This is a genomic window from Oceaniglobus sp. K40-3, assembly GCF_055808395.1.
On sequence record NZ_JBVVRW010000004.1, the window covers coordinates 488523 to 509074 of the forward strand.

General features: G+C 62.8%; 19 protein-coding genes. 2 read left to right on the forward strand and 17 right to left on the reverse strand.

Annotated elements, in window-relative coordinates:
• Window positions 1-35: 35 nt before the first annotated feature.
• Entirely contained in the window at window positions 36-1604 is a 1569-nt protein-coding gene (locus AC0L7P_RS21775; RefSeq protein WP_473436203.1) for an ABC transporter substrate-binding protein, read from the reverse strand.
• A gap of 102 nt (window positions 1605-1706) precedes the next feature.
• Here AC0L7P_RS21775 and AC0L7P_RS21780 point away from each other — a divergent pair, with 102 nt between their 5' ends.
• Window positions 1707-2372, forward strand: a complete 666-nt coding sequence (locus AC0L7P_RS21780; RefSeq protein ID WP_473436204.1) for a DUF1028 domain-containing protein — start codon at window positions 1707-1709, stop codon at window positions 2370-2372.
• A 3-nt stretch (window positions 2373-2375) separates the two neighbouring features.
• Here the strand turns inward: AC0L7P_RS21780 and AC0L7P_RS21785 are convergent, their stop codons facing one another.
• The 11 genes from AC0L7P_RS21785 to AC0L7P_RS21835 form a co-directional block, all read right to left on the reverse strand.
• Window positions 2376-3284: a dihydrodipicolinate synthase family protein gene (locus AC0L7P_RS21785; protein WP_473436205.1), complete on the reverse strand. Its 909-nt coding sequence runs from the start codon at window positions 3282-3284 to the stop codon at window positions 2376-2378.
• Window positions 3285-3287: 3 nt separating this feature from the next.
• Window positions 3288-4466 carry a mandelate racemase/muconate lactonizing enzyme family protein gene (locus AC0L7P_RS21790; protein ID WP_473436206.1) on the reverse strand — a complete coding sequence of 393 codons (1179 nt, stop codon included), beginning with the start codon at window positions 4464-4466 and terminating at the stop codon, window positions 3288-3290.
• Between the two features lie 15 nt (window positions 4467-4481).
• Window positions 4482-5405, reverse strand: coding sequence for a dihydrodipicolinate synthase family protein (locus tag AC0L7P_RS21795; RefSeq protein ID WP_473436207.1), 924 nt, complete (start codon window positions 5403-5405; stop codon window positions 4482-4484).
• Window positions 5402-6241 (reverse strand): carbohydrate ABC transporter permease, encoded by an 840-nt coding sequence (locus AC0L7P_RS21800; RefSeq protein ID WP_473436208.1) that lies wholly within the window; start codon window positions 6239-6241, stop codon window positions 5402-5404. Before AC0L7P_RS21800 ends, AC0L7P_RS21795 begins: the two co-directional genes overlap by 4 nt.
• A complete protein-coding gene (locus tag AC0L7P_RS21805) occupies window positions 6238-7167 on the reverse strand; it encodes a carbohydrate ABC transporter permease (protein ID WP_473436209.1) in 930 nt (309 codons plus the stop codon). The genes AC0L7P_RS21800 and AC0L7P_RS21805 overlap by 4 nt, the downstream gene beginning before the upstream one ends.
• A 136-nt stretch (window positions 7168-7303) precedes the next feature.
• Window positions 7304-8557 carry an extracellular solute-binding protein gene (locus AC0L7P_RS21810; RefSeq protein WP_473436210.1) on the reverse strand — a complete coding sequence of 418 codons (1254 nt, stop codon included), beginning with the start codon at window positions 8555-8557 and terminating at the stop codon, window positions 7304-7306.
• Between the two features lie 83 nt (window positions 8558-8640).
• Window positions 8641-10071, reverse strand: coding sequence for a sulfatase family protein (locus tag AC0L7P_RS21815; protein WP_473436211.1), 1431 nt, complete (start codon window positions 10069-10071; stop codon window positions 8641-8643).
• Window positions 10068-10874 carry an SDR family NAD(P)-dependent oxidoreductase gene (locus AC0L7P_RS21820; RefSeq protein WP_473436243.1) on the reverse strand — a complete coding sequence of 269 codons (807 nt, stop codon included), beginning with the start codon at window positions 10872-10874 and terminating at the stop codon, window positions 10068-10070. The genes AC0L7P_RS21815 and AC0L7P_RS21820 overlap by 4 nt, the downstream gene beginning before the upstream one ends.
• A complete protein-coding gene (locus tag AC0L7P_RS21825; RefSeq protein WP_473436212.1) occupies window positions 10874-11953 on the reverse strand; it encodes an ABC transporter ATP-binding protein in 1080 nt (359 codons plus the stop codon). The genes AC0L7P_RS21820 and AC0L7P_RS21825 overlap by 1 nt, the downstream gene beginning before the upstream one ends.
• Window positions 11954-11975: 22 nt before the next feature.
• Window positions 11976-12110 carry a hypothetical protein gene (locus AC0L7P_RS21830; protein WP_473436213.1) on the reverse strand — a complete coding sequence of 45 codons (135 nt, stop codon included), beginning with the start codon at window positions 12108-12110 and terminating at the stop codon, window positions 11976-11978.
• Window positions 12107-13681, reverse strand: a complete 1575-nt coding sequence (locus AC0L7P_RS21835) for an SMP-30/gluconolactonase/LRE family protein (protein ID WP_473436214.1) — start codon at window positions 13679-13681, stop codon at window positions 12107-12109. The genes AC0L7P_RS21830 and AC0L7P_RS21835 overlap by 4 nt, the downstream gene beginning before the upstream one ends.
• 83 nt (window positions 13682-13764) lie before the next feature.
• On the opposite strand from AC0L7P_RS21835, the gene AC0L7P_RS21840 reads away from it, so the two are divergent.
• Window positions 13765-14916, forward strand: coding sequence for a mandelate racemase/muconate lactonizing enzyme family protein (locus tag AC0L7P_RS21840; RefSeq protein WP_473436215.1), 1152 nt, complete (start codon window positions 13765-13767; stop codon window positions 14914-14916).
• On the opposite strand, the gene AC0L7P_RS21845 is transcribed toward AC0L7P_RS21840, so the two are convergent.
• The 5 genes from AC0L7P_RS21845 to AC0L7P_RS21865 form a co-directional block, all read right to left on the reverse strand.
• Window positions 14913-15749 (reverse strand): NAD-dependent epimerase/dehydratase family protein, encoded by an 837-nt coding sequence (locus AC0L7P_RS21845; protein WP_473436216.1) that lies wholly within the window; start codon window positions 15747-15749, stop codon window positions 14913-14915. The two genes, AC0L7P_RS21840 and AC0L7P_RS21845, sit on opposite strands and share 4 nt — an antisense overlap.
• A gap of 28 nt (window positions 15750-15777) precedes the next feature.
• Window positions 15778-16977 (reverse strand): NAD(P)/FAD-dependent oxidoreductase, encoded by a 1200-nt coding sequence (locus AC0L7P_RS21850; RefSeq protein ID WP_473436217.1) that lies wholly within the window; start codon window positions 16975-16977, stop codon window positions 15778-15780.
• A 94-nt stretch (window positions 16978-17071) separates the two neighbouring features.
• Window positions 17072-17857: a crotonase/enoyl-CoA hydratase family protein gene (locus tag AC0L7P_RS21855; RefSeq protein ID WP_473436244.1), complete on the reverse strand. Its 786-nt coding sequence runs from the start codon at window positions 17855-17857 to the stop codon at window positions 17072-17074.
• Window positions 17858-17859: 2 nt separating this feature from the next.
• Window positions 17860-18711, reverse strand: a complete 852-nt coding sequence (locus AC0L7P_RS21860; RefSeq protein ID WP_473436218.1) for a hydroxymethylglutaryl-CoA lyase — start codon at window positions 18709-18711, stop codon at window positions 17860-17862.
• The coding region (locus tag AC0L7P_RS21865; RefSeq protein ID WP_473436219.1) for an acetyl/propionyl/methylcrotonyl-CoA carboxylase subunit alpha at window positions 18704-20552 on the reverse strand (1849 nt) is incomplete at its 5' end. The genes AC0L7P_RS21865 and AC0L7P_RS21860, both read right to left, overlap by 8 nt.

Here is a 20552-nt window from a genome sequence, read left to right on the forward strand (position 1 = left end):
GTGTGGGCGGGGGCGGCGCGCCGCCCCCAACCGTTTCAGTTTTTCACAACATCCGCCAGTTGCAGCAGGAACGAGGGTTCAAGGCTGAAATTCTGCACCCGGTCGCTTGTCACCGCGTTCTGTTTCCAGTTGGCGACAAATACCCATGGCGCGTCGTCCTGCACGATGTCCTGCATCTTGCGATAAAGTTCGGCGCGCTTGCCCTGATCGGTGGCGGTGCGGGCCTCTTCCAGCAGGGCGTCCACCTCGGGGTTGGAATAATAGCCCGAGTTGAAGCCGCCCTTGTCGGGCCAGGCATCGGTGCGCAGGGTGAGATAGGGCAGCGTGTCGGGATCGTTGGTCATCCAGGCCATTTCGGCCATGTCGGCCTTGCCCTCCAGCCCCGGGTTCACTTCGCCAAGGAACGTGTTCCACTCATAGGTTTCGATGTTCACCTTCAGCCCGACCGCGGCCAGATCGGCCTGAATCGCGGTGCCCATGGCGATCGGGTCCAACATACCGGACCCGCCCTCGGTGACATAGAATGTCAGCTCGGCCCCTTCGGCGCCCGCTTCGGCCAGCAATTCCTTGGCGCGTGCGGGGTCATAGGGATACGGCTCCAGCGATTTGTCATAGGCCCAGGCAAAGGCCGGTGGTGTCGGCCCTGCGGCCACGGCGGCGGTGCCTTCCAACACGTCGTTGACGATCGCCTCTTTGTTGATCGCGTAATTGGCGGCCTGCCGGACACGTTTATCGGCAAACGGCCCCTCTTTCGCGTTCAGGATCAGGAACCAGACGTGCGGTCCCGCCTGTTCGACCACGTTGAAGCCATCGCCCTGAAACTGGCCCAGGGCGGTGGGCGGAACTTCGACCATCATGTCGATGCCGCCCGCCAGCATTTCCGCCACCCGCGTGTTGGCATCGGTGATCGGGCGGAACACAACCGCCTGTGTGCCTGCCGGATTGCCCCAGTAATCGGCGTAACGCTCGATCACCACGGCCTCATTGCTGCGCCATTCGGCGAATTTGAACGGGCCGGTGCCCACCGGGTTGCGGCCAAAATCAGCGCCATTCGCCTTGACCGCAGCGGGCGACACCAACAGGCCCGTGGGATAGGCAAGGTTTGACAGGAACGGCGCATAGGGTTCGTTCAGGGTGAATTTCACCGTCAGATCATCGACAGCCTCGGTTTTTTCCACCGCGCTGAAAAAGAACGCCAGTGGGAATGGCCCGGTGTCATGAAACGGATGCGATTCGTCCAGCATCCGGTCAAAGTTGAACTTCACCGCCTCGGCGTTGAAGGGGGTGCCGTCATGAAAGGTCACGCCATCGCGCAGGGTAAAGGTGTATTCGGTGCCGTCGTCGTTGATTTCCCATCCTTTTGCCAGTTGTGGTTCAACCTCCAGCGTGCCGGGTTTGTAACGCACCAAACCTTCGTAAAGATTAACAAGAATGCGGAAATCGTTCACCGCCGTCACCGCCGCCGGATCAAGCGATTTCGGTTCGGCAATCTGCCCGACGATCAGCACGCCTTCGGGCGTCTGCGCGACAGCGCCAAAGGGCATGGCCGTAAGCGCAAAAGCGCCCGCCAGAACGCCCCGCCGCGTCCAATTGAAAAGGTTCATCTGTTGCTCTCCCAGGTTGGCTTCTGGGGTAAAATTATCATGATAAATTGCATCGGTCAATTTTTCATGATAATTGGAACGTGAATATTTCAGGGACAGGCTATGACCTTTTCGATTCTTGCGCGCGATCCCGAAACAGGTGCCATCGGTGGCGCCGCCGCCACCGGGAGCCTTTGTGTCGGGGGGTGGGTGTTGCGCGGGCGCCTGGGGGCCGGGATGTCGGCCAGTCAGGGCGCGGCGCCGTCAACCTTTTGGGGCGAAGATGTGTTGCACGCGATGCAGGCGGGGGCCAACGCCGGCACTGCCGTGGCCCGGATCACCGGCGCCGATACAGGCCGCGCCCATCGCCAGCTTGCCGCGCTTGATCCGGCGGGGGGCGGCGCCGCATTCGACGGCACCGCAAACACGCCCGAAATCGCCAGTGCGGTGTTTGAAACAGGTGTCGCGGCGGGCAACATGCTGGCCAACACCGGGGTCATCGCCGCGATGATCCGGGCATTTCAGGCCGCAACAGGGCCGTTTGACAGCCGGTTGATTACCGCGTTGCGGGGCGCGGAACGGGCGGGCAGTGACAGCCGGGGATTGTTGTCGGCCGCGCTGTTGGTGCTGCACCCCGATCACCCGCCCCTGACCCTGCGGGTCGATCACCACGAATCCGATCCTATCGGCGCCCTGAGCGATCTGCACCACCGCGCCACCACCGGCGCTTATGGTGATTGGGCGCGTCAGGTGCCGACGACGAATGATCCCCAACGGGTGCTGGACTGAACGTCAGGCGCTGGCAATCGCCGCGATCTCATCCGCAAACCGGTCAAGTTCCGACAGGCCAAACGGTGTTGGTTGCAGGGCCGGGGCGCGGTCGGCCCCCGGGGCAATTCCGGCCTGCCGTGCGAACAGCCGCTTGCCATAGCATAACATCGCCGGAACGCTGCGCGACATGAACACGATGGCGGGCAACAGCGCACGGTGAATGTCTTCGGCCCGGGCCAGGGCCGCGGGTGTGCCGTGTTGCCAAAGGTTGAACATTTCAACCTGGGGCGCCAGAAAATCAGGCGCCGGAATCAACCCGGCCCCGCCCGAGCGCAGCAGCGCCGGAAACTCGATTCCGCCGTGGCCGCCGAACACCCGGTACGCCCCGCCAGAGGCGTCAATCACCCGGGCAATATCGACGGAGAACCCCTCGCCCTTGAGCAGGCGGATATTGGGGTGTTGCCGGTTCAGCGCCGTCAGCCCGTCCACCGACAGGGACACCTCCAGATTGACCGGATTGTTCTGCACCGCCACATCTACATCAACCGCATCGGCCACCGCACCAAAAAAGCGGATCAGATCAGCCTGTGACGTGCCCTTGATCGCCGGGGGTTGCAGGATCACCCAATCGGCCCCGGCGCGGGCCGCCGCGCGGGCAAAACCCACCTGCCCCGGGATCGAAGGTTCGCCCACAGTCACCGCATAGGGCACCCGTCCGCCGATCAGATCACCGACCATTTCGACCAGATGCAGGCGTTCGTTGATGTCCATCTTGTGAACTTCGCTTACCAGCCCCAGCACCGCGATGCCATGGCACCCGGCGGCGATGCAATGATCGACCTGTCGCGCCATCGCGGCGCGATCCAGCGCGCCGGAATCATCCCAAAAGGCATAAAGTATGGGATAGATCCCCTGCCACGCATGTGCCATCGCTCAGGCCTTTCGGATATAATCGAACATCTTTTCGTTGGGCCGCACCCCGATACCCGGCCCCGTGGGCAAGGTATAATGGCCATTGGCACAGCCCATGGCGCCATCGGTAAAGGTCAGGTTCCGGTCAAAGATCGAATGCTGATATTCGTGATAGGGCACCCGCCCCTGCGCCGCCGTCGCCATCAGGGATGCCGCCATGAACAGCCCCAGGGAAATTGATGCATGGGGGATCACCCGCACATGAAACGCCTGGGCCATCACCCCGATCCGGGCGAATTCGGTGATCCCGGTGTGGCCGATTTCGGGCTGGATCAGGCCCATGGCGCGGGCCTCGAACCGGGGGCGGTATTCATAGGTGGTGCGCCATTCTTCGCCCAGGGCCAGAGGCACGCCAATCCCCCGCGCCACCCGCGCCTGCCCTTCCAGATCTTCGGGCTGGCAGGGGGCCTCGGCGAAATAGAGGTTATAGGGCTCCAGCCGCCGGATCAGGCGGATGGCTTCGCTTGCTTCGAATTTCCAGTGCAGATCAACCATCAGGTCAATGTCATCGCCCACCGCCTCGCGCAGGGCGGCCATTTCCTGAACGATGCCTTCGTCCGATACGGCAGCGGCAAATTTGATGCCGCGAAACCCCTTGGCAACCCATTCAACGGCCATATCGCACCGCTCTTGCAGGGTCGCGCGGGGCAGGCCCGACACATAGGCCGGCAGGGTGTCGTGCCGCCGCCCGCCCAAAAGCTGACTGACCGACAGGCCCGTCACCTGACCGTAAAGATCCCAGCAGGCGATATCGAGACCGGCCAGGGCATCCACGTAATACCCGCCGAAAAACCCGCGCACGCGCATGAGATCGTAAAGATCGTCATGGATCACCGCCGCATCCGACGGGTCACGGCCCAGCATCACCGGCGCCAGCAGATTGTCGATGATCGCCGTCACCGCCTCGGGGGCCGCGATGCCATAGGTTTCGCCCCATCCCACATGGCCCGATTCACCGGTGATCTTGATGATTACGCTCAGATCCGACGCGGGATAGATCGACCGGTTGCCCTTGCGCACCAGATAACCCTTGTCGTTCACCGCCTCGCCGTCGCGCAGGGGGCCAAGGTATGGCACGGCGCGCGGGACATCGATAATGAAGGTTTCGATCCGGGCGATGGCGTCAAGCCGGTTGGTCATGCTGTGGTCTTTCATCTATTCTGCGGCCTGTGCTGCGGTGATCGGAAAGGTTTGAAATTCCGGCGCCAGCAGATCCAGCAGCGCCGCCAGTTCGCCCCGGTCCCCCGCGTCGGGCACCGGCCCCTTGCCGCGCACATGGGTGCCGGTCAGCACACCGCGACGGCGCAGGGTTTCCTTGGTCATGTGCATCCGAAACACCGCCTGATGGTTCAGCGCCGGAAGGGCTACCATGAACAGGCGCCGGGCCTCGGCGGTATCGCCCCTGTCCCAGGCGCGGAACAGGCGCACATGCAGATCGGTGAATTCCGCCGCCGGCATGGTGCCCAGCGATCCGCGCGCCAGTTCGTCGGTGATATACCGCCCCCCTGCCCCGCCGAACACACCGTCAATCGCATCGCCGCAAGCCGCCCGGATCAGGGTCAGGTTTTGCCCGCACGGCAGGGTTTCTTCCTTCACATATCGCAGGTTCGGCACCGCCCCGGCAATTTCAGCCACCATTTCGGCGCTCAGACCCGCGCCAACCGGCACCGGCTGATTTTGCAACATGATCGGCAGGGGGCTGTCCTTGGCGATGGCAGCGAAAAACGCTGTCTGCGCGGCGGCATCGCGCCCGATGGCCCCGGGCGCAATCACCATGGCCACCGCCGCACCCGCCGCCGCACCGATGCGGATATGGTGCAGCACCGCCTCGGGGGTCGGGGCGCTGGCGCCCACCACAAAGGGAATACGCCCCGCCAGCCGCGCGCCCAGACGCGCAACCTGCGCCGCGCGTTCATCGTCGCTCAGGGTATCCACCTCAGAGGCGACCCCGGGATAGACACAGCCATCGGCCCCCGCCGCGACCACGAAATCAACCACCCGGTCGAACCCCGCGCCATCGACAGCGCCCGCACCGTCAAAGGGTGTCGGCACCACCGGAAAAACCCCACGCAAATTCATTTCACCGCTCCTGCCGTTACACCTTGGATAAAGAATCGTTGCAGCATGACGAACCCGACGATCACCGGCAGCGAGGCGAGCAATGACCCCGCCATCGCGCCGCCCCAGTCGGCCTTGCTGTCATTGAGATAGCTGAGCAAAAGCCCCGGCCCGACGGTGCGCTTGTCCTCGCTTACAATCAGAGTGAGCGAATACAGCAGATCGTTCCAGCTCCACATGAAGGAATAGAGGAACACCGTCACCACCGGCGCGACCGAGATCGGCAGAACGATGGTGTGGAAGATCCGCAGATCCCCGGCCCCGTCGGCCCGGGCCGCCTCGATCAGCTCGTTCGGGATCTGGCTGAAATAGCTATAGATCATATAGGTCGCCACCGGCAGCGCAAAGACCACATAGGACAGGATCAGCCCACCCCGCGTATCCAGCAGGCCCCAGCTTGTCAGGGTCGGATAAAGCGTGATCAGCAACAGCCCAAAGGGAAACATCTGTGCGCTCAGCATGAACAGCATGATCGGCTTGCGGCCGAAATACCGGTATTTGGCAAAGGAATACCCGGCATAACAGGCCAGCGTCGCATTCAGCGCCGCCGAACAGAGCGACACAAACAGCGTATTGCCCAGTTGCAACAGCAACCCGCCCTCAAACAATGCGCGGCGAAAATGATCGAGCGTGAAAGTTTCGGGAAACAGCGTCGGGCGGGTCAGGTACAGTTCGGCATTGGGTTTGAACGATGAGATAATCAGCCAATACACCGGAAAGAACAGGAAGAACCCGATCAGCAGCGCAAAGAAGGCAAACCCGAACCGGGCCTTGGTCGAGGAAAGATCGAGCATCATTCAGCCCTCAGCATCAGTTGGCGCAGATAGAAATAGGCCGGCGGCAGGATTGTCGCGACCCAGACAACGCCAACCGTGGCGGCCATGCCGATATCCCACTGTTCAAACGCGCGGCGGTACACTTCGATCGACAAAACCGTGGTGGCCCGTACCGGCCCGCCGCCGGTCAGCGCCCAGATGGTATCGAAATGTTGCAGGTTGCCGATGATGCCCAGAACGATCGTGACCATCAGAACCGGCCGCAGATGGGGCAGAACGTGGTCTTTCAGCACATGAAAGTTGCCCGCGCCATCGACCCGCGCCGCCTCGATCTGTTCGCGGTCAAGGTTCTGCAACCCGGCAATGAAGAACGCCATGAACAGCGGCACCGACAGCCAGGTCTTGGTGATCACAACCGCCGCCATGGCCCCGGCGTTGGTCGACAGATAGGCCACCGGATATTCGATCAGCCCCATATCCAGCGCCAGAGAATTTATCAGCCCGTAACGGGAGTTGAAAATCCACCCCCACAGAAACGCGGCCACCACCGCGGGCATCACCCATGGCAACAGCGAAAGCCCGCGAATGGCCGCCTGCCCCGGAAACGGATGGTTCAAAATCAACGCCCAGCCCAGCCCGATGGCCAGGGAAAAGAACGTGGTCAGCGACACGAAAATCAGCGTGGTCACAAACGATCCGATGATCGTCGGATCGCTCAGGATGGCGCGGAAATTGTCCAGCCCGGTGAATTTCGGCTCCATCATCTGGATGGTGAATTCGTAAAACGACAGCCGCAGCGCATCGAGAAACGGAAACAGCACAACCACCCCGAACGCGATCAGCGCAGGCATCAGGATCAGGATGCCGAACCGGTTTTCCCCGGCCTTGATCCCGCCCCGCCGGGCATGGGGCGAAACCCGTGGTTCCGGGCGTGCAAGATCGCTCATGCCGACCGCCCGGGTTGCGGGGCGGCGACGTTTTTGCGCATCGGAAAACAGCCGTGAAGTGCCATCAGATCAATCCTTGGTCGAAATCAGGGGCGTGGGTGGTCAGGCCCCGGCGCGGCGCCGGGGCCAAAGGCGATCAGCCGTCGATCGCATCTTCCAGACGGGCCTGCATGGCATCTGCCGCATCCTGCGCGGTTTTCTGCCCCAGCAGCGCCGCCTGCACTTCTTCGCCGATGATGTCATTCACCTGCGATCCGTTATCCAGCGATGCGATGGTGTTGCGCCGGGGCGCCACAGCCGCCGCCGACCATGCCGAAAGATATGGGTCGTTCTGAACCGCTTCGCTGTTCGATCCGGTCGTGGTGGGCGGGATCGCGCCGCTGGCCAGGGCATAGGGCACGATCACGTCATCGGACAGGACATACATCAGGAATTCCGACGCCGCGCTGTCGGGGTTGGCGTTTTCGTCACCAAACATGGCCAACACATGACCCCACTGTATCGAGGTGGGTTCGTTGCCCTCTTTCAGAACCGGGGTCGGCATCGGCACGACGTTCACCGTATAGGCATCGCCCTGCCCCGAAAAATCGGCGGCGAATTTCTTGGCGCTGGGGGCGTCAAAATAGAACGCGGTCGCTTCCTGTCCGAACAGGCGGCGCGCATCGGGGCGGTCCATTTCGGGGGCGGACAGGCGATCCTTGACCAGCCCGACCATGAAATCCAGCGCGGCCACGGCCTCGGGGGTGTTCACCGCCGGATGGCCATCCACCAGAACGTCGCCGCCAAATGTCCAGACCCAGACCAGATAATCCAGCAGGATCGAGGCGTTGTTCTTGGTGGCCAGCCCATATGGCACCGAATTCGGCACCGCATCCCGCACCTTGATCAGCGCGTCGTGGAATTCATCCACGGTCCTGGGCAGGCTCGTCACCCCGGCGGCATCCAGAACCTTTTGGTTGGCGACCATGCCGATGGTGCCGGCAATGAACGGCAGCGCCACCTGTTTGCCGCCGACCTGCCCCATGGCCAGGAACCCCGGGGGGAACATCGCCTCAAGCTTGTCCTTGCCGAACACACCGTTCAGATCGACGATTCCGTCGATATTGGCCACCGTGGGCAACAGCCGCCCCTGCACCTGCGAAATGTCCGGCAGGGTGTTGGTGCGCGCCCGCAGAAAGGTGTTCTTGATCATGTCACCCCAGGCATAGCCGATGGGTTTGACCGTGTTGTCGGACTGCGCAGCAAACCCGTCCACCAGGCCCTCGATGGCGGCCTTTCCCGAATCCTCGGTATAGGTCCAGGTCATGAAATCAACCTCATCGGCCATGGCGGGCATGGCCAGGGAAATTGCGGTTGCGCAGGCAAGGGTCAGTTTAAGGGTATGCTTCATCGTGTCCTCCCAGAAATGAAACTTCGTTCCAACATATCGGTACGGTACAATCCGCAGCATTGCAAGAGTTTTGGAACAAAGTTTCAAAACGCGCTTGTCTGTGGATAGGGCCGTCTCCAGCCCCGTTGGTAAAACCCGTGATCGGGCGGCGATTGCGCCTCTGGCACCCGTTTGTCGCCATGCCCGGCGCGCAACCCATCCAACAGGCTGCGGGTCAGCGCATGATCCAGCCGCGCCCGTTCACCGGGCTGTTCGGCCAGAACATCGCGCTGTTCCCCCGGATCGTTCGCCAGATCATAAAGCGCCTCTCTGCCATTGGCGTAACGCACCAGTTTCCACCGCACATCCCGCGCCATCATCCCCTGGGCCGTCACGCCGCAAATCACCCGGTCCGTCACCGGTTCGCCGAGGGCGATGCCCTGCGCCGCAGACGGCACCGCCACCCCGGCCCAGGCCAGAAAGCTGGGATAAAGATCAATCAGCGACACCGGCCCGGGCTGACAATCGCCCAAGGGCGGCGCACGGAAATCCGTCACGATCAGCGGCACCCGGATGCTGGGGTCGTGGAAAAACGTTTTGCCCACCAGCCCGAAATCGCCCAGATAATCCCCGTGATCCGAGGCAAAGACGACAATGGTATTGTCCAACCGTCCGCTGTCTTTCAGGGCGGTCAGAATGGTGGCAACATCACGATCCAGCCGTTCAACCAATGCGGCGTAATGCTGTCGCATCGTGGCGATCTGACCGGCATTCAGGGTGGAATAGTCAAGATCCGCCCAGTCCCGCCGGTACGACGCAACGCAGGCGTCAACGTGGGTTGCGCTTTCTGCGGTCATCGGCAGCGCCCCGGGCAGGCGCGCCCGGTCGATCCGTGCCAGCGCCGCGGCGGGCGGATCATAGGGGCAATGGGGGCCGGGAAAGCCAACCATCGCCGCAAAGGGCGCATCCCCCGCAAGCCCGGCGATCCATTCCGCCGCACGATTGGCAACCCAGCGATCCACCTGAAGATCGTCAGGCAGGTCATTCACCCCCGCCCCGCCGTTTTCGCGATAGCCCGCCATGTCGCGCCCGTGGCGCCGGGCAAATCCACGCGCGGCAAGGGCATCGTGGTAATCGTCGGCGATGTGGATGTGCCGCTTGTCCTCGGCGATGATCCGTTCATCGAACCCTTCGCAAATGTCCCACGGATAGAAATGCATCTTGCCGATGGCCGCTGTGCGATACCCTGCCCGCGCCAACAGCGCGGGCCAGCTTTGCACCCCCATCGCGGCGTGATCGGGGCGCAACCATGACAGATTGTCGATCACGCCGGTGGCGTGGGCCTCTTGCCCGCTCAGCATCGAGGCGCGGGCGGGAACACAGATCGGGGACGGCGAAATTGCCACCTCCCACCGGGTGCCATGGGCCGCCAGCCCGTCAATCGCCGGGGTTTGCAGAAAATCCGCACCGTAACAGCCCAGAAAATCGGGCCGCAACTGATCGGGCATCAGAAACAGGATGTTCGGCGCGCTCACACCACGCCGCCATCGACGATAAAGGTCTGGCCCGCGATCATCCGGCTGTCATCGGCGGCCAGAAACAGCGCCATCCGCGCCACATCGGGGGGCAACAGGAATTCTTTCAGACACTGACGCGCCAGATAATCGTCAAACTTGCCCTGATAGATCGCCTTGGCCCGGCTGACCTGCCGTTCGGTCAGAATCCAGCCCGGCGCGATGGAATTAACCCGGATACCCCGCGCGCCCACCTCGCGCGCCATGGATCGGGTCAGGCCCTGCACCGCCGATTTCGCCGTGGTATAACAAATCAGGCCCGCCGCCCCCTGCATCCAGGAATTCGACCCCATATTCACGATCGACGCCCCCGGCGCCATATCGCCCAGCACCGCCTGGGCGGCAAAGAAATGGTGGCGCAGGTTCACATTGAACCGCTGATCCCAATAGTCCGGCGTTACATCCTCGATCGGCAGCCGGTCATCGTTGCCGGCATTGTTCACCAACACCTGAGCCGGACCGTGGGCCTTGGCCGCTTTCGCCACCGCGCCGCGCAGGGCGGCGATATCGGTCAGATTAGCGGCAAGGAACATGGGCGCGTTGCCCGTGGCATCGGTCAACAGCCCCGCCACCCGTTCACCGGCCTCGGTGTTGTTGTCAACAAACGCCACCCGCGCACCCTGTTCGCAGAACGCCGCGACCAGATACATCCCGATTCCCGATCCGCCACCGGTGATCAGAACCGACCGGCCCCGCAAGCTCGGGTATTGCGCGGCGTCGATGTCGACGGGCGACAGTTCAGGATGGTCCGATTGTTCCAGCATCATGCGGCATCCGCCTTTTGGCGATCAAGGGCCAAGGCCCGCCCCGCCGTATCGAACCCATGCACCGCTGCGGCATCAAACGTCACCGATACCGCCTCACCATGGGGCAAACGCCGCTCGCCGGGGATGCGCACCATCACGACCCGCTCGCTTCCGGCCATATCAAGCAGGGCGAAGGTGTCAGAGCCAAGGTGTTCGGTCGCCACAACCACGCCGCTCAGCACCCCATCCCCATCATCGCCAAGGCGCAGATGTTCGGGGCGCACGCCGATCTCGGCCAGATCGCCCGGCACATGGGGCAGGCTCAGCCGCCCCGCCTCCAGCACCAGCGCGCCGCCGTTGTGACGCACCCCAAGGAAATTCATCTTGGGCGATCCGATAAACCCGGCCACAAACCGGTTGATCGGATGGGTATAAAGATCGATCGGGCTGCCCACCTGTTCAATCCGGCCATCGTGCATGACGACGATCTTGTCGGCCAGGGTCATCGCCTCGACCTGATCGTGGGTGACATAGATCATTGTGGTGCCAAGCCGGTCTTTCAGCCGGGCGAACTCCATCCGCATGTCGACCCGCAGGGCGGCGTCAAGATTGCTGAGCGGTTCATCAAACAGAAACACATCGGGTTCGCGCACAATGGCCCGCCCGATGGCAACCCTCTGGCGTTGCCCGCCCGAAAGCTGCCGTGGCTTGCGATCCAGCAGCGGGCCGATTTTCAGGATATCCGCCGCGCCCTGCACCCGGCGCGCGATGTCATCCTTTGGCGTCCCGGCCAGTTTCAGGGCATAGCCCATATTCCCCGCCACGCTCATATGCGGATAAAGCGCGTAGGATTGAAACACCATCGCAATGCCCCGCTTTGAGGACGGCACGTCGTTGATGATTTCGCCCCCCAGCATCAGGCGCCCCGAGGTCACATCATCCAGCCCGCAGATCATCCGCAACAGCGTGGATTTGCCACAGCCCGACGGCCCGACAAAGACCACGAATTCACCATCCGCCACCTCAAGATCAATATCGCGCAGGACTTCGACCTCGCCATACTTCTTGCTCAGGCCTTCGATTTGCAGATCTGCCATGCTTTCGTTCCTTTCTGCGCCGTCAGCCGGCAAATATCGTTTCCTGCCGCCCCGCCACATCGGTGCGGATCGCCAGAACACTGCCTGACATGGGCGCGTCGCTCAGTTGTTGGGCCGACAGCCGGATCCGCGCGGTGGTGATGAACAGCGTTTTCATATCCGCCCCCCGAAACAGCAACTGGTCGGGCGGGGCACCGGCAAGGCGACATCGCGGTCGATGCGGCCATCGGGGTGATAGCGGCGCATTTTCCACCCGTCCCAGATGGCAACCCAGACGCCGCCTTCGGCATCCACGCACAACCCGTCGGGCACGCCCTGTTCGTCATCAAAGCGCGCAAATATGCGCCGTTCGCCAAGGGTTCCGGCGCCAAGATCAAAATCATAGGCCCAGATCAGCCGCTTGCCGCTGTCGGTGAAATAGAACGTGGTGTTGTCCGGGCTCCAGCCCAGACCGTTGGAAATGTGAACGCCCTTGATCATGCACACCGCCGTGCCGTCCGGGTCGATCCGCCACAAACGGCCCTTGTCCGGTTCGGTGTTGATCGCAAGGCTACCCACCCAGAACCGCCCCAGCGCATCGCATTTCCCGTCGTTGAACCGGTTGCCCGGAATTTCGCGTTCCGGGTCGCACAGGGTGGCGATCTGACCATCGGGCGACAGGGTTTTCACCCCGGTTTCGGTGGCACAGACATAGCCGCCGCTGGCCTTTGGCACCGCCACCCCGATCAGTTCGGGCATGGCGCAGGACGTGCGTTCGCCCGTATCGGGATCGGCGGAAATGACAGCGGGGGCCAGAATATCAACCCAGTGCAGCCGCCCGTCGTCGGGTGACCAGAACGGGCCTTCGCCCAGAAAATCCTCGCCCGGGACGGCATAGCGCACCTCATCGCTGCTCACCCCCAGGGGTCGCGACTGAACCGAGATCGACATGGCCAATTCTCCTACGTTGCCGGCAATCCGCCGCCCTGCTTCGATGACATCGCGCCCCAGCGCGTGCAGCTGTTCCGGCGACAACCGGTAACTTGGCCCGACAATGCCGATGGCCCCGATGGGCCGGGCGCGATGATCCAGAATGGGGGCGGCGACGGCGCTGATGTCGTCATGCTGTTCGCCGATGGAAATCGAATAGCCGCGCGCCTTGATGATGTTCAACTGCTGGTGCAGATCGCCGTGCGACACGATCGTCTGATCCGTAAAGGCCTGAAGCTGGCCTTCGGAAATCAGCGCGCGGCGTTCGGTTTCGGGCAAATGGGCGGCGATCGCCTTGCCCATGGCCGAGGCATGAATGGCGGTGCGCGCCCCGATGCCATTGCCGATGCGCACCTGACGGGCCGGATCGCGCTGGTCGATATAAAGCACAGTGTCACCGTCCAGAGTGCCAAGGCGCACCGCCTCTTGGGCAAGGGATGCGAGGCGCGACAGTTCGGGGTCGGCGGCACCGCGCAGGTCGAACTGATCCCACACCCGATGGGCCAGTTGAAAGGGCCGCGAGCCGAGCTTGTAGGATTGATCGATCGGCATCAGTTGCAGATACCGTTCGTCAATCAGGGTGTGCAAAATCCGGTGCAACGTTCCCTTGGGCAGGCCGGTGGCATCCAACAGCGCGGTAAAGCGCACCGGCTTTGGCGATTCGGCGATGAAATCCAGCACCCGCAGCCCCCGCACCAGGGCCTGCATTCCGGGCTGACTGGTGCCTGCATCGACGGTTTCGATTGTATCCTGTGCCAAGATATCGGGTCTTTCTGCTGAATTTCCTTGACCTCTGCATATTTTGAAACTTAGTTCCAAGTCAACCGAAGATTGGAGCCACAATGAAGATCACACGCATCGACCGCACCCTTGTGCGGGTGCCGTTCAGCGAAACCATCGCATGGGGATCGGGCAAACGCATCGGCACCACACGGCTGATCTGCCGGATCGAAACCGACAGCGGCCATGTGGGCTGGGGCGAAACCCTGTGCCTGATCGACACGGTTCCGGCGGTGTTTGACGAAGTGGTGGCAAAGATCGGCCTTGGCTATGCCGTCAGCGACGCCGAGCGGCTGTACCGCAACATTCTGGGCGCCGGATATTACCACCACAAACGCGCCGCGGTCATGGCCATCGCGGCGCTGGAAATGGCCATGTGGGATGCTTTTGGCAAGATCGCCGGTCAGCCGCTGTATGCCCTGTGGGGTGGCGCCTTTCGGCAGCGGGTCGCGGCGGCGGCCTATACCTTTACCCGCGATCCTGACGCGCTGGCCGACAGGCTGGGGCGGTTTCTGGATGCCGGATATACCAGTTTCAAGGTCAAGATCGGGTTTGACCCCGAAAGCGACATCGCGCTGGCCGAAGCGGCGCGCGCCCGGATTGGCCACCACCCTCTGCGCCTTGATGTGAATGGCGCCTGGACACCGGGGCGGGCAAAGCGCCAGCTTCAGCGTCTGTTGCCCAGCGACCCGGCCTATGTGGAACAACCGCTGGAGCTGGACGATCTGACCGGCCACGCCGCCCTGTGCCAATCGCAACCGGTGCCGATCGCGCTGGATGAAAGCGCCTATACCCTTCAGGACGTGGGCAATATCGTGACCGCCCGCGCCGCCGATTATGTGCTGCTTGATCCCCATCAGGCGGGCGGGTTGTGGCAGGTGATCAAGGCCGCCGCGATCTGCGAGGCGGCAGGCATTGCCGTGGGGCTGCATTCGGGGGCCGAACTGGCACCGTCACAGGCCGCCTATGTTCACCTGGCCGCCGCGATCCCGAACATGACACTGGCCATAGATACAGAGCGCGCCTATCTGGCCGGGGACATCGCCCCCGACACCCTGCCCCTGACAGACGGTGGATTCGATCTGCCCACCGCCCCCGGCCTTGGGGTGACGCCGGACAGCGCCATGATCGACCGGTTCAAGGTGGACCGGATCGAGGGGGCTTACCTCGATCCGGCGGCGCCCGGCTGGTTCCCTTTGAAACCGGCGTATTAGGTCTTTTTGCGGTCGTCGATGATGTTCATGTTGGCCAGCCCGCTGTTGCCCAGATCGACCGCCGCAAAGGGGCCGCCATGGCACATGTTGCCCGGATCGTTCGGGTCAAGCGGCCCCGCCTCGGCAAACACCTTGGCGGCGAATTCTTCGGCGTTGTCCTTGGGCCGATAGCCCAGATGCGCCGCGCCGGAATTGTCGACCGGCGCGCGGTCATTGTTGGACACCCCGTAAATGATGCTGAACCCGGTCACCGGCGTATCAACCGCCCGCGTCACCAGTTGGATCAGATCATCATAGGACAGCCAGCTTCCCACGGCGCGGGGATTGCCGACATTGGCACAGGACAGGATGCGCATGCAGACCGATTCAAGCTGGCGCTTTTCCCAATACATCCGGCCCAGATCTTCGGCGAAACATTTGGCCAGACCATAAAAGGTGTCGGGCCGGTGGGGCGCATCAATGCCGATGAAATCGGTTTTCGGGTGCATGCCCACCGCGTGAATCGAACTGGCATAAACCACCCGGCGCAGTCCGTTGCGATGGGCCGCTTCCCAGACGTTATAGGCCCCGATAAAGTTTGGCCCCAGCAGTTGGTCAAACGGCGCCTCGTCCACGATGGCACCGAAATGCACCACCATATCGGCGCCCTCGGTCACTGCGATCATGGCGTCCAGATCGGCCAGATCGGCCTGCACATAGGTTTCACCATCATACAGCTTGCCAATGTCCTCGACGATGTCGGTCGAAACCAGTGTGTCGCACATCGCCAAAAGCGGTTCGCGCAGATACGATCCAAGCCGCCCCGCAGCGCCGGTCAGTACAAGTTTTTTCATATCGTGGCCTTTCCGTGTTTCGCAAAAATCAGATCACAGCCTTTTCCACGAAAGGTGCGTTGCGCACAATCCGACCAAAGTGAAAAGGGCTGAGGTCAAGGGTTTGATACGCCCCATGCACCAGCATTTCGGCGGTTCCCCGCCCCATGGCCGGGGATTGCTGTAGCCCGTGGCCGGAAAATCCGTTGATGAACAGGAAATTCCAAACTTCGGGGTGCGGGCCGACAACGGCGTTGTGATCGAACCGGTTCCAGGCGTAATGCCCCACCCATTCGCGGATCACGCGCAGGGCTTCGAACCGGGGAATCCGGGTGGCCAGCGTGGGCCAGACGTGATCTTGCCACAGGTCCAGATCCATGTCGAAATCATCAGGATCAACCGCCGGGTCATCATCGCTGTGCGCGCCGGCCATGTAATATTGCGTGCCTTCCTGGCGCACATGCACGCCCGAAGGATCAATGGTCAGGGGCAAGGGGCGATCAAGCGGGGTTTCGGCCTGAAAAATCCAGGTGAACCGTTTGCGCGGCTCGACTGGTACAGTGATGCCCGCCATGCGCGCGGTGATGGCGGCGCGCGGCCCGGTGGCATTTACCACCTGCCCGCAAGACACCGACACCCCCGATTTCAACCGCACCCGCAACACCCGGCTGCCACCTTTGGACAGGTCCATTCCGATCACTTCGTCCGCGATGAATTCAACACCGTTTGCCCGCGCCCCCCGGCGCCACCAGTCAAACATCGTGCTGCCGTCAAAATAGCCTTCGTTCACGGTGTTGTGGCTGGCCAGCAGAATATCATCCAGATGATAGAACGGAAACGCCTCGGCGATCTGGCGCGGGGTCAACAGCCGCGTTCCCGCACCGGCGGCAACCTGCACCTTGTGACTGGCGCGCAGGGCCTTGGCATAGGCCGGGGTATTGGCCAGATACATATAGCCAAAGTTCTGGATTTTCAGATCCGGCACATCGGGATTGCCGCCCATATGGGCGCGCAGGTTCTGCACATATTCGGCGCCGAATTGGGAAACCTGCACGTTGATCGTGGTTGAAAACTGCTGTCGGATACAACTGTTGGTATGGCTGGTGGAACAGTTTTCATAGCTGGGGTCACGTTCTATCACCAATATGCGGCCATCGAAATCCGGCTGTTGGGTCAGGAACCAGGCGGTCGATGCCCCCATGATTCCGCCGCCGATAATCACCACGTCATAGCTTTGATGTTGTGTCATCCTTGCCTCTCACCGTCTTTGCCCGGATACGAATGCCGTCTACTTTGAATGGCATAACTTGCAGGATTGGCAAGGGGGTATGAGCGCGCAGTGCTCAATCGGCGGCCCATGGCGGCGCGGTGCGATCCAGAAAGGCGGCAATCCCGTGGGCGGCTTCCGCGCCTTCCCAGATGTCCGCCAGCCGGGTGATGGTGTCATCAATCACCGCCGCGTCAATCCGTGGGCCAAGGGCGCGCGCCAGGGATTTCGCCGCGCCCACTGCGCCGGGGGCAACGCCAAGATAGGGCGCGATTTCCGCTTCAATCGCGCTGTCCATCTGCGCCGGGTCCACCACCCGCGCGACAAGGCCCAGTTCCTGCGCCTCGGTCGCGTCAAACACCCGCGACGACATGAACACCCGTCGCGCGCGCCCCTCGCCCATGCGGGCAATCACATAAGGGCCAATCGTTGCCGGAATCAGCCCCAGCCGGGTTTCGGTCAGCGCAAAGCGTGTTCCGGTTTGCGCCAACGCCACATCCGCCACACAAGCCAGCCCGACCCCACCGCCAAACGCCCCCCCGTGAATGCGCGCAATCAGCGGGGTGGGCATTTCGTTCAGCGCGTTCAGCATCATCGCCAGCCGCCGCGCCTCGGCCATGCGCGTGGCGCGATCGGCGGCAATCTGCGTCTGCATCCATGTCAGATCGCCGCCGGCACAAAACACCTTGCCCGCGCCTTGCAAAACCATGGCACGGGTGGATTGGGCAGCGCCCAGTGTTTGGGCCAGATCGGTCAGGTCAGTAATCATCTGCGCCGACATCGCGTTGCGCTTGTCCGGCAGATTCAGGGTGACATAGGCAACGCCGCGCGCGTCTATATCCAGTGTCAGTGTCTGATACAGGCTCATGGTCTTAACCCCCGTGCGAATGCGGCGGCGGTGGCCAACCGCGCCACGTCAACCCCGGTTGCGAACCCCAACGCGTGCAGCAGGGCGACAACCCGTTCGGTCGCAACATTCCCCGCCGCGCCGGGCGCATAGGGGCACCCGCCAAGGCCCCCCACCGCCGCATCAAACACGCGAACGCCCCGGGCCAGCGCCGTTTCGATATTGGCCAGCGCCCGCCCGGCGGTGTCGTGGAAATGCCCGGCAAGGGCATTGGCGGGAATGTTTTTCAGCACGGCATCAAGCATCCGGTCTGTGGCCTCTGGCCTAGCCTGACCAATGGTATCGCCCAGCGAGATTTCATAACACCCCATTTCGCGCAGCGCCCCGGCCACCCGGGCCGCCGACGCGGGCGGAGTCGGGCCATCATAGGGGCAATCCGTGACGCAGGACACATAGCCGCGCACGGGGATGCCGGCGGTTTTTGCCGCCGTCAAAACCGGCGCGAACCTCTCAAGGCTCTCTGCAATGGAACAGTTGATATTGGCCCGGGAAAACCCCTCAGAGGCCGAGGCAAAGACGGCCACTTCATCGGCCCCCGCCGCCAATGCCCCTTCAAACCCCCGCATGTTCGGGGTCAGCGCCGCATAGGAAACACCGGCCTGCCGCCGGATCGCGGCCAGCACCTCGGCGGCATCGGCCATTTGCGGCACCCACTTGGGGCTGACGAAACTGGTCACTTCGATCCGGGGCATCCCGCAATCCGACAGCAGATCGACCAGCGCAACCTTGTCCGCCGTTGCGATTTGCGCCGCCTCGTTCTGCAACCCGTCGCGCGGCCCCACTTCGAAAATCGTGACGGTTTCAGCCATCTTCGCCCTCAAACCGCAGCAGGATGGCGCCATCGGCCACCTGATCGCCCACCTCGGCCAATACTTCGGCCACCTGTCCGGCACGCGGCGCGGTCAGGGTGTGTTCCATCTTCATTGCCTCAAGCACCAGCATGGGCGCGCCCAACTCGACCATCTGCCCCGGTTCGGCCATGATGCGTTTGATCAGACCCGGCATCGGCGCGATCACCACATCGCCCCCCGCCCCGGCTTCGCCGTCCTCGGCCAGCGGATCGGGCACGGTGAAACGGTGGGTCTGGCCATCGTCAAACACCGTGATTTGGGGGCCGTGGCGCACAAGATGCAAACGCCGGATCTGGCCATTCCGGGTGATGTCGAACGTGAAATCGCCCTGACGGCGCAGGGTCAGCGCCACATCGTTCACCACAAAGGCACCCTGCCCCAGCACCTCAACCCGAAGGTTCTGTGCCTCTTCCCGGTGGATCAGGCCCGCATCATGGGCCGCGACACCCCAGGCCCGCCAGCCGGTCAGGGCCTGCCATGGGTCCGGTTCCGCCGAAACATCCAGCAGCCCCAGGGCCGACAACGCCGCCAAACCCCGGACTGTGCCATCGGGATCGGGCTGTGCCACCAGATCGTCAATGTTGCGGGCGATCAGCCCGGTATCGACATCGCCCGTGGCAAACCCCGGATCGCGTGCCAAGGCCGTCAGGAAATCCACATTCGTCACTGTTCCGGCCACATGGGCCGCACGCAACGCAGCGATCAGCTGTTGCAGCGCCGCCGCCCGGGTATCGCCGTGCACGATCACCTTGGCGATCATCGGGTCATAATACGGCGTGATCGCGTCACCCGTGCGCACCCCGCTGTCGATCCGAACCGGCCCGCGTTCAAACGCGATGCCCTCGGGAAATGCCAGATGGTCAAGCCGCCCGGTGGCGGGCAAAAAACCCTTTGGCACATCTTCAGCGTATAGGCGCGCCTCAAACGCGTGACCATGGATCGCCAGATCATCCTGGGCAAAGGGCAAGGGTTCGCCCGCCGCCACGCGCAGTTGCAGTTCAACAAAATCAAGGCCAGTGATTGCCTCGGACACTGGATGTTCAACCTGCAACCGCGTGTTCATCTCCATGAACCAGAACCGATCCGGGCACAGCCCATCCGACCCGTCGACGATGAATTCCACCGTCCCGGCCCCCTGATAGCCGACCGCGCGTGCCGCCTCAACGGCGGCGCGGCCCATGGCATCGCGCATGTCCGGGGTCATGCCCGGCGCGGGGGCCTCTTCGATCACCTTTTGGTGGCGGCGTTGCAGGGAACAATCCCTTTCGAACAAATGCACGACATTGCCGTGGGCATCACCAAACACCTGAATTTCGATATGGCGTGGTTTGGTGACGTATTTTTCAACCAGAACCGCAGCATCGCCAAAGCTCGACTCGCCCTCGCGCTGTGCGCCTTCCAACGCGGCGGCAAAATCCTGCGCCCGTTCAACCAGACGCATTCCCTTGCCGCCGCCCCCGGCGCGGGCCTTGATCAGAACCGGATAGCCGATCTTTTCGGCCTCTTGCGCCAACAGATCGCCCCCCTGCCCCGCCCCGTGATACCCGGGAACGACAGGCACACCGGCCTGTTCCATCAGCGTCTTTGCCGCATCCTTTAACCCCATGGCCCGGATCGCATCGGCAGGCGGGCCGATAAACACCAGCCCGGCCTTGGTAACAGCATCGACGAAATCAGGGTTTTCCGACAAGAACCCATAGCCGGGGTGAATCGCCTGCGCCCCCGTGGCCAGCGCCGCCGCAATGATCGTATCGCCGCGAAGATAGCTTTCGCCCACGGTTGCCGGGCCGATATGCACG

Coding starts and splice junctions, on each gene's coding strand:
- AC0L7P_RS21775 (WP_473436203.1), bottom strand. CDS start 1,604: ATGAACCTTTTCAATTGGACGCGGCGGGGCGTTCTGGCGGGCGCTTTT.
- AC0L7P_RS21780 (WP_473436204.1), top strand. CDS start 1,707: ATGACCTTTTCGATTCTTGCGCGCGATCCCGAAACAGGTGCCATCGGT.
- AC0L7P_RS21785 (WP_473436205.1), bottom strand. CDS start 3,284: ATGGCACATGCGTGGCAGGGGATCTATCCCATACTTTATGCCTTTTGG.
- AC0L7P_RS21790 (WP_473436206.1), bottom strand. CDS start 4,466: ATGACCAACCGGCTTGACGCCATCGCCCGGATCGAAACCTTCATTATC.
- AC0L7P_RS21795 (WP_473436207.1), bottom strand. CDS start 5,405: ATGAATTTGCGTGGGGTTTTTCCGGTGGTGCCGACACCCTTTGACGGT.
- AC0L7P_RS21800 (WP_473436208.1), bottom strand. CDS start 6,241: ATGATGCTCGATCTTTCCTCGACCAAGGCCCGGTTCGGGTTTGCCTTC.
- AC0L7P_RS21805 (WP_473436209.1), bottom strand. CDS start 7,167: ATGAGCGATCTTGCACGCCCGGAACCACGGGTTTCGCCCCATGCCCGG.
- AC0L7P_RS21810 (WP_473436210.1), bottom strand. CDS start 8,557: ATGAAGCATACCCTTAAACTGACCCTTGCCTGCGCAACCGCAATTTCC.
- AC0L7P_RS21820 (WP_473436243.1), bottom strand. CDS start 10,874: ATGCTGGAACAATCGGACCATCCTGAACTGTCGCCCGTCGACATCGAC.
- AC0L7P_RS21825 (WP_473436212.1), bottom strand. CDS start 11,953: ATGGCAGATCTGCAAATCGAAGGCCTGAGCAAGAAGTATGGCGAGGTC.
- AC0L7P_RS21830 (WP_473436213.1), bottom strand. CDS start 12,110: ATGAAAACGCTGTTCATCACCACCGCGCGGATCCGGCTGTCGGCCCAA.
- AC0L7P_RS21840 (WP_473436215.1), top strand. CDS start 13,765: ATGAAGATCACACGCATCGACCGCACCCTTGTGCGGGTGCCGTTCAGC.
- AC0L7P_RS21845 (WP_473436216.1), bottom strand. CDS start 15,749: ATGAAAAAACTTGTACTGACCGGCGCTGCGGGGCGGCTTGGATCGTAT.
- AC0L7P_RS21850 (WP_473436217.1), bottom strand. CDS start 16,977: ATGACACAACATCAAAGCTATGACGTGGTGATTATCGGCGGCGGAATC.
- AC0L7P_RS21860 (WP_473436218.1), bottom strand. CDS start 18,711: ATGGCTGAAACCGTCACGATTTTCGAAGTGGGGCCGCGCGACGGGTTG.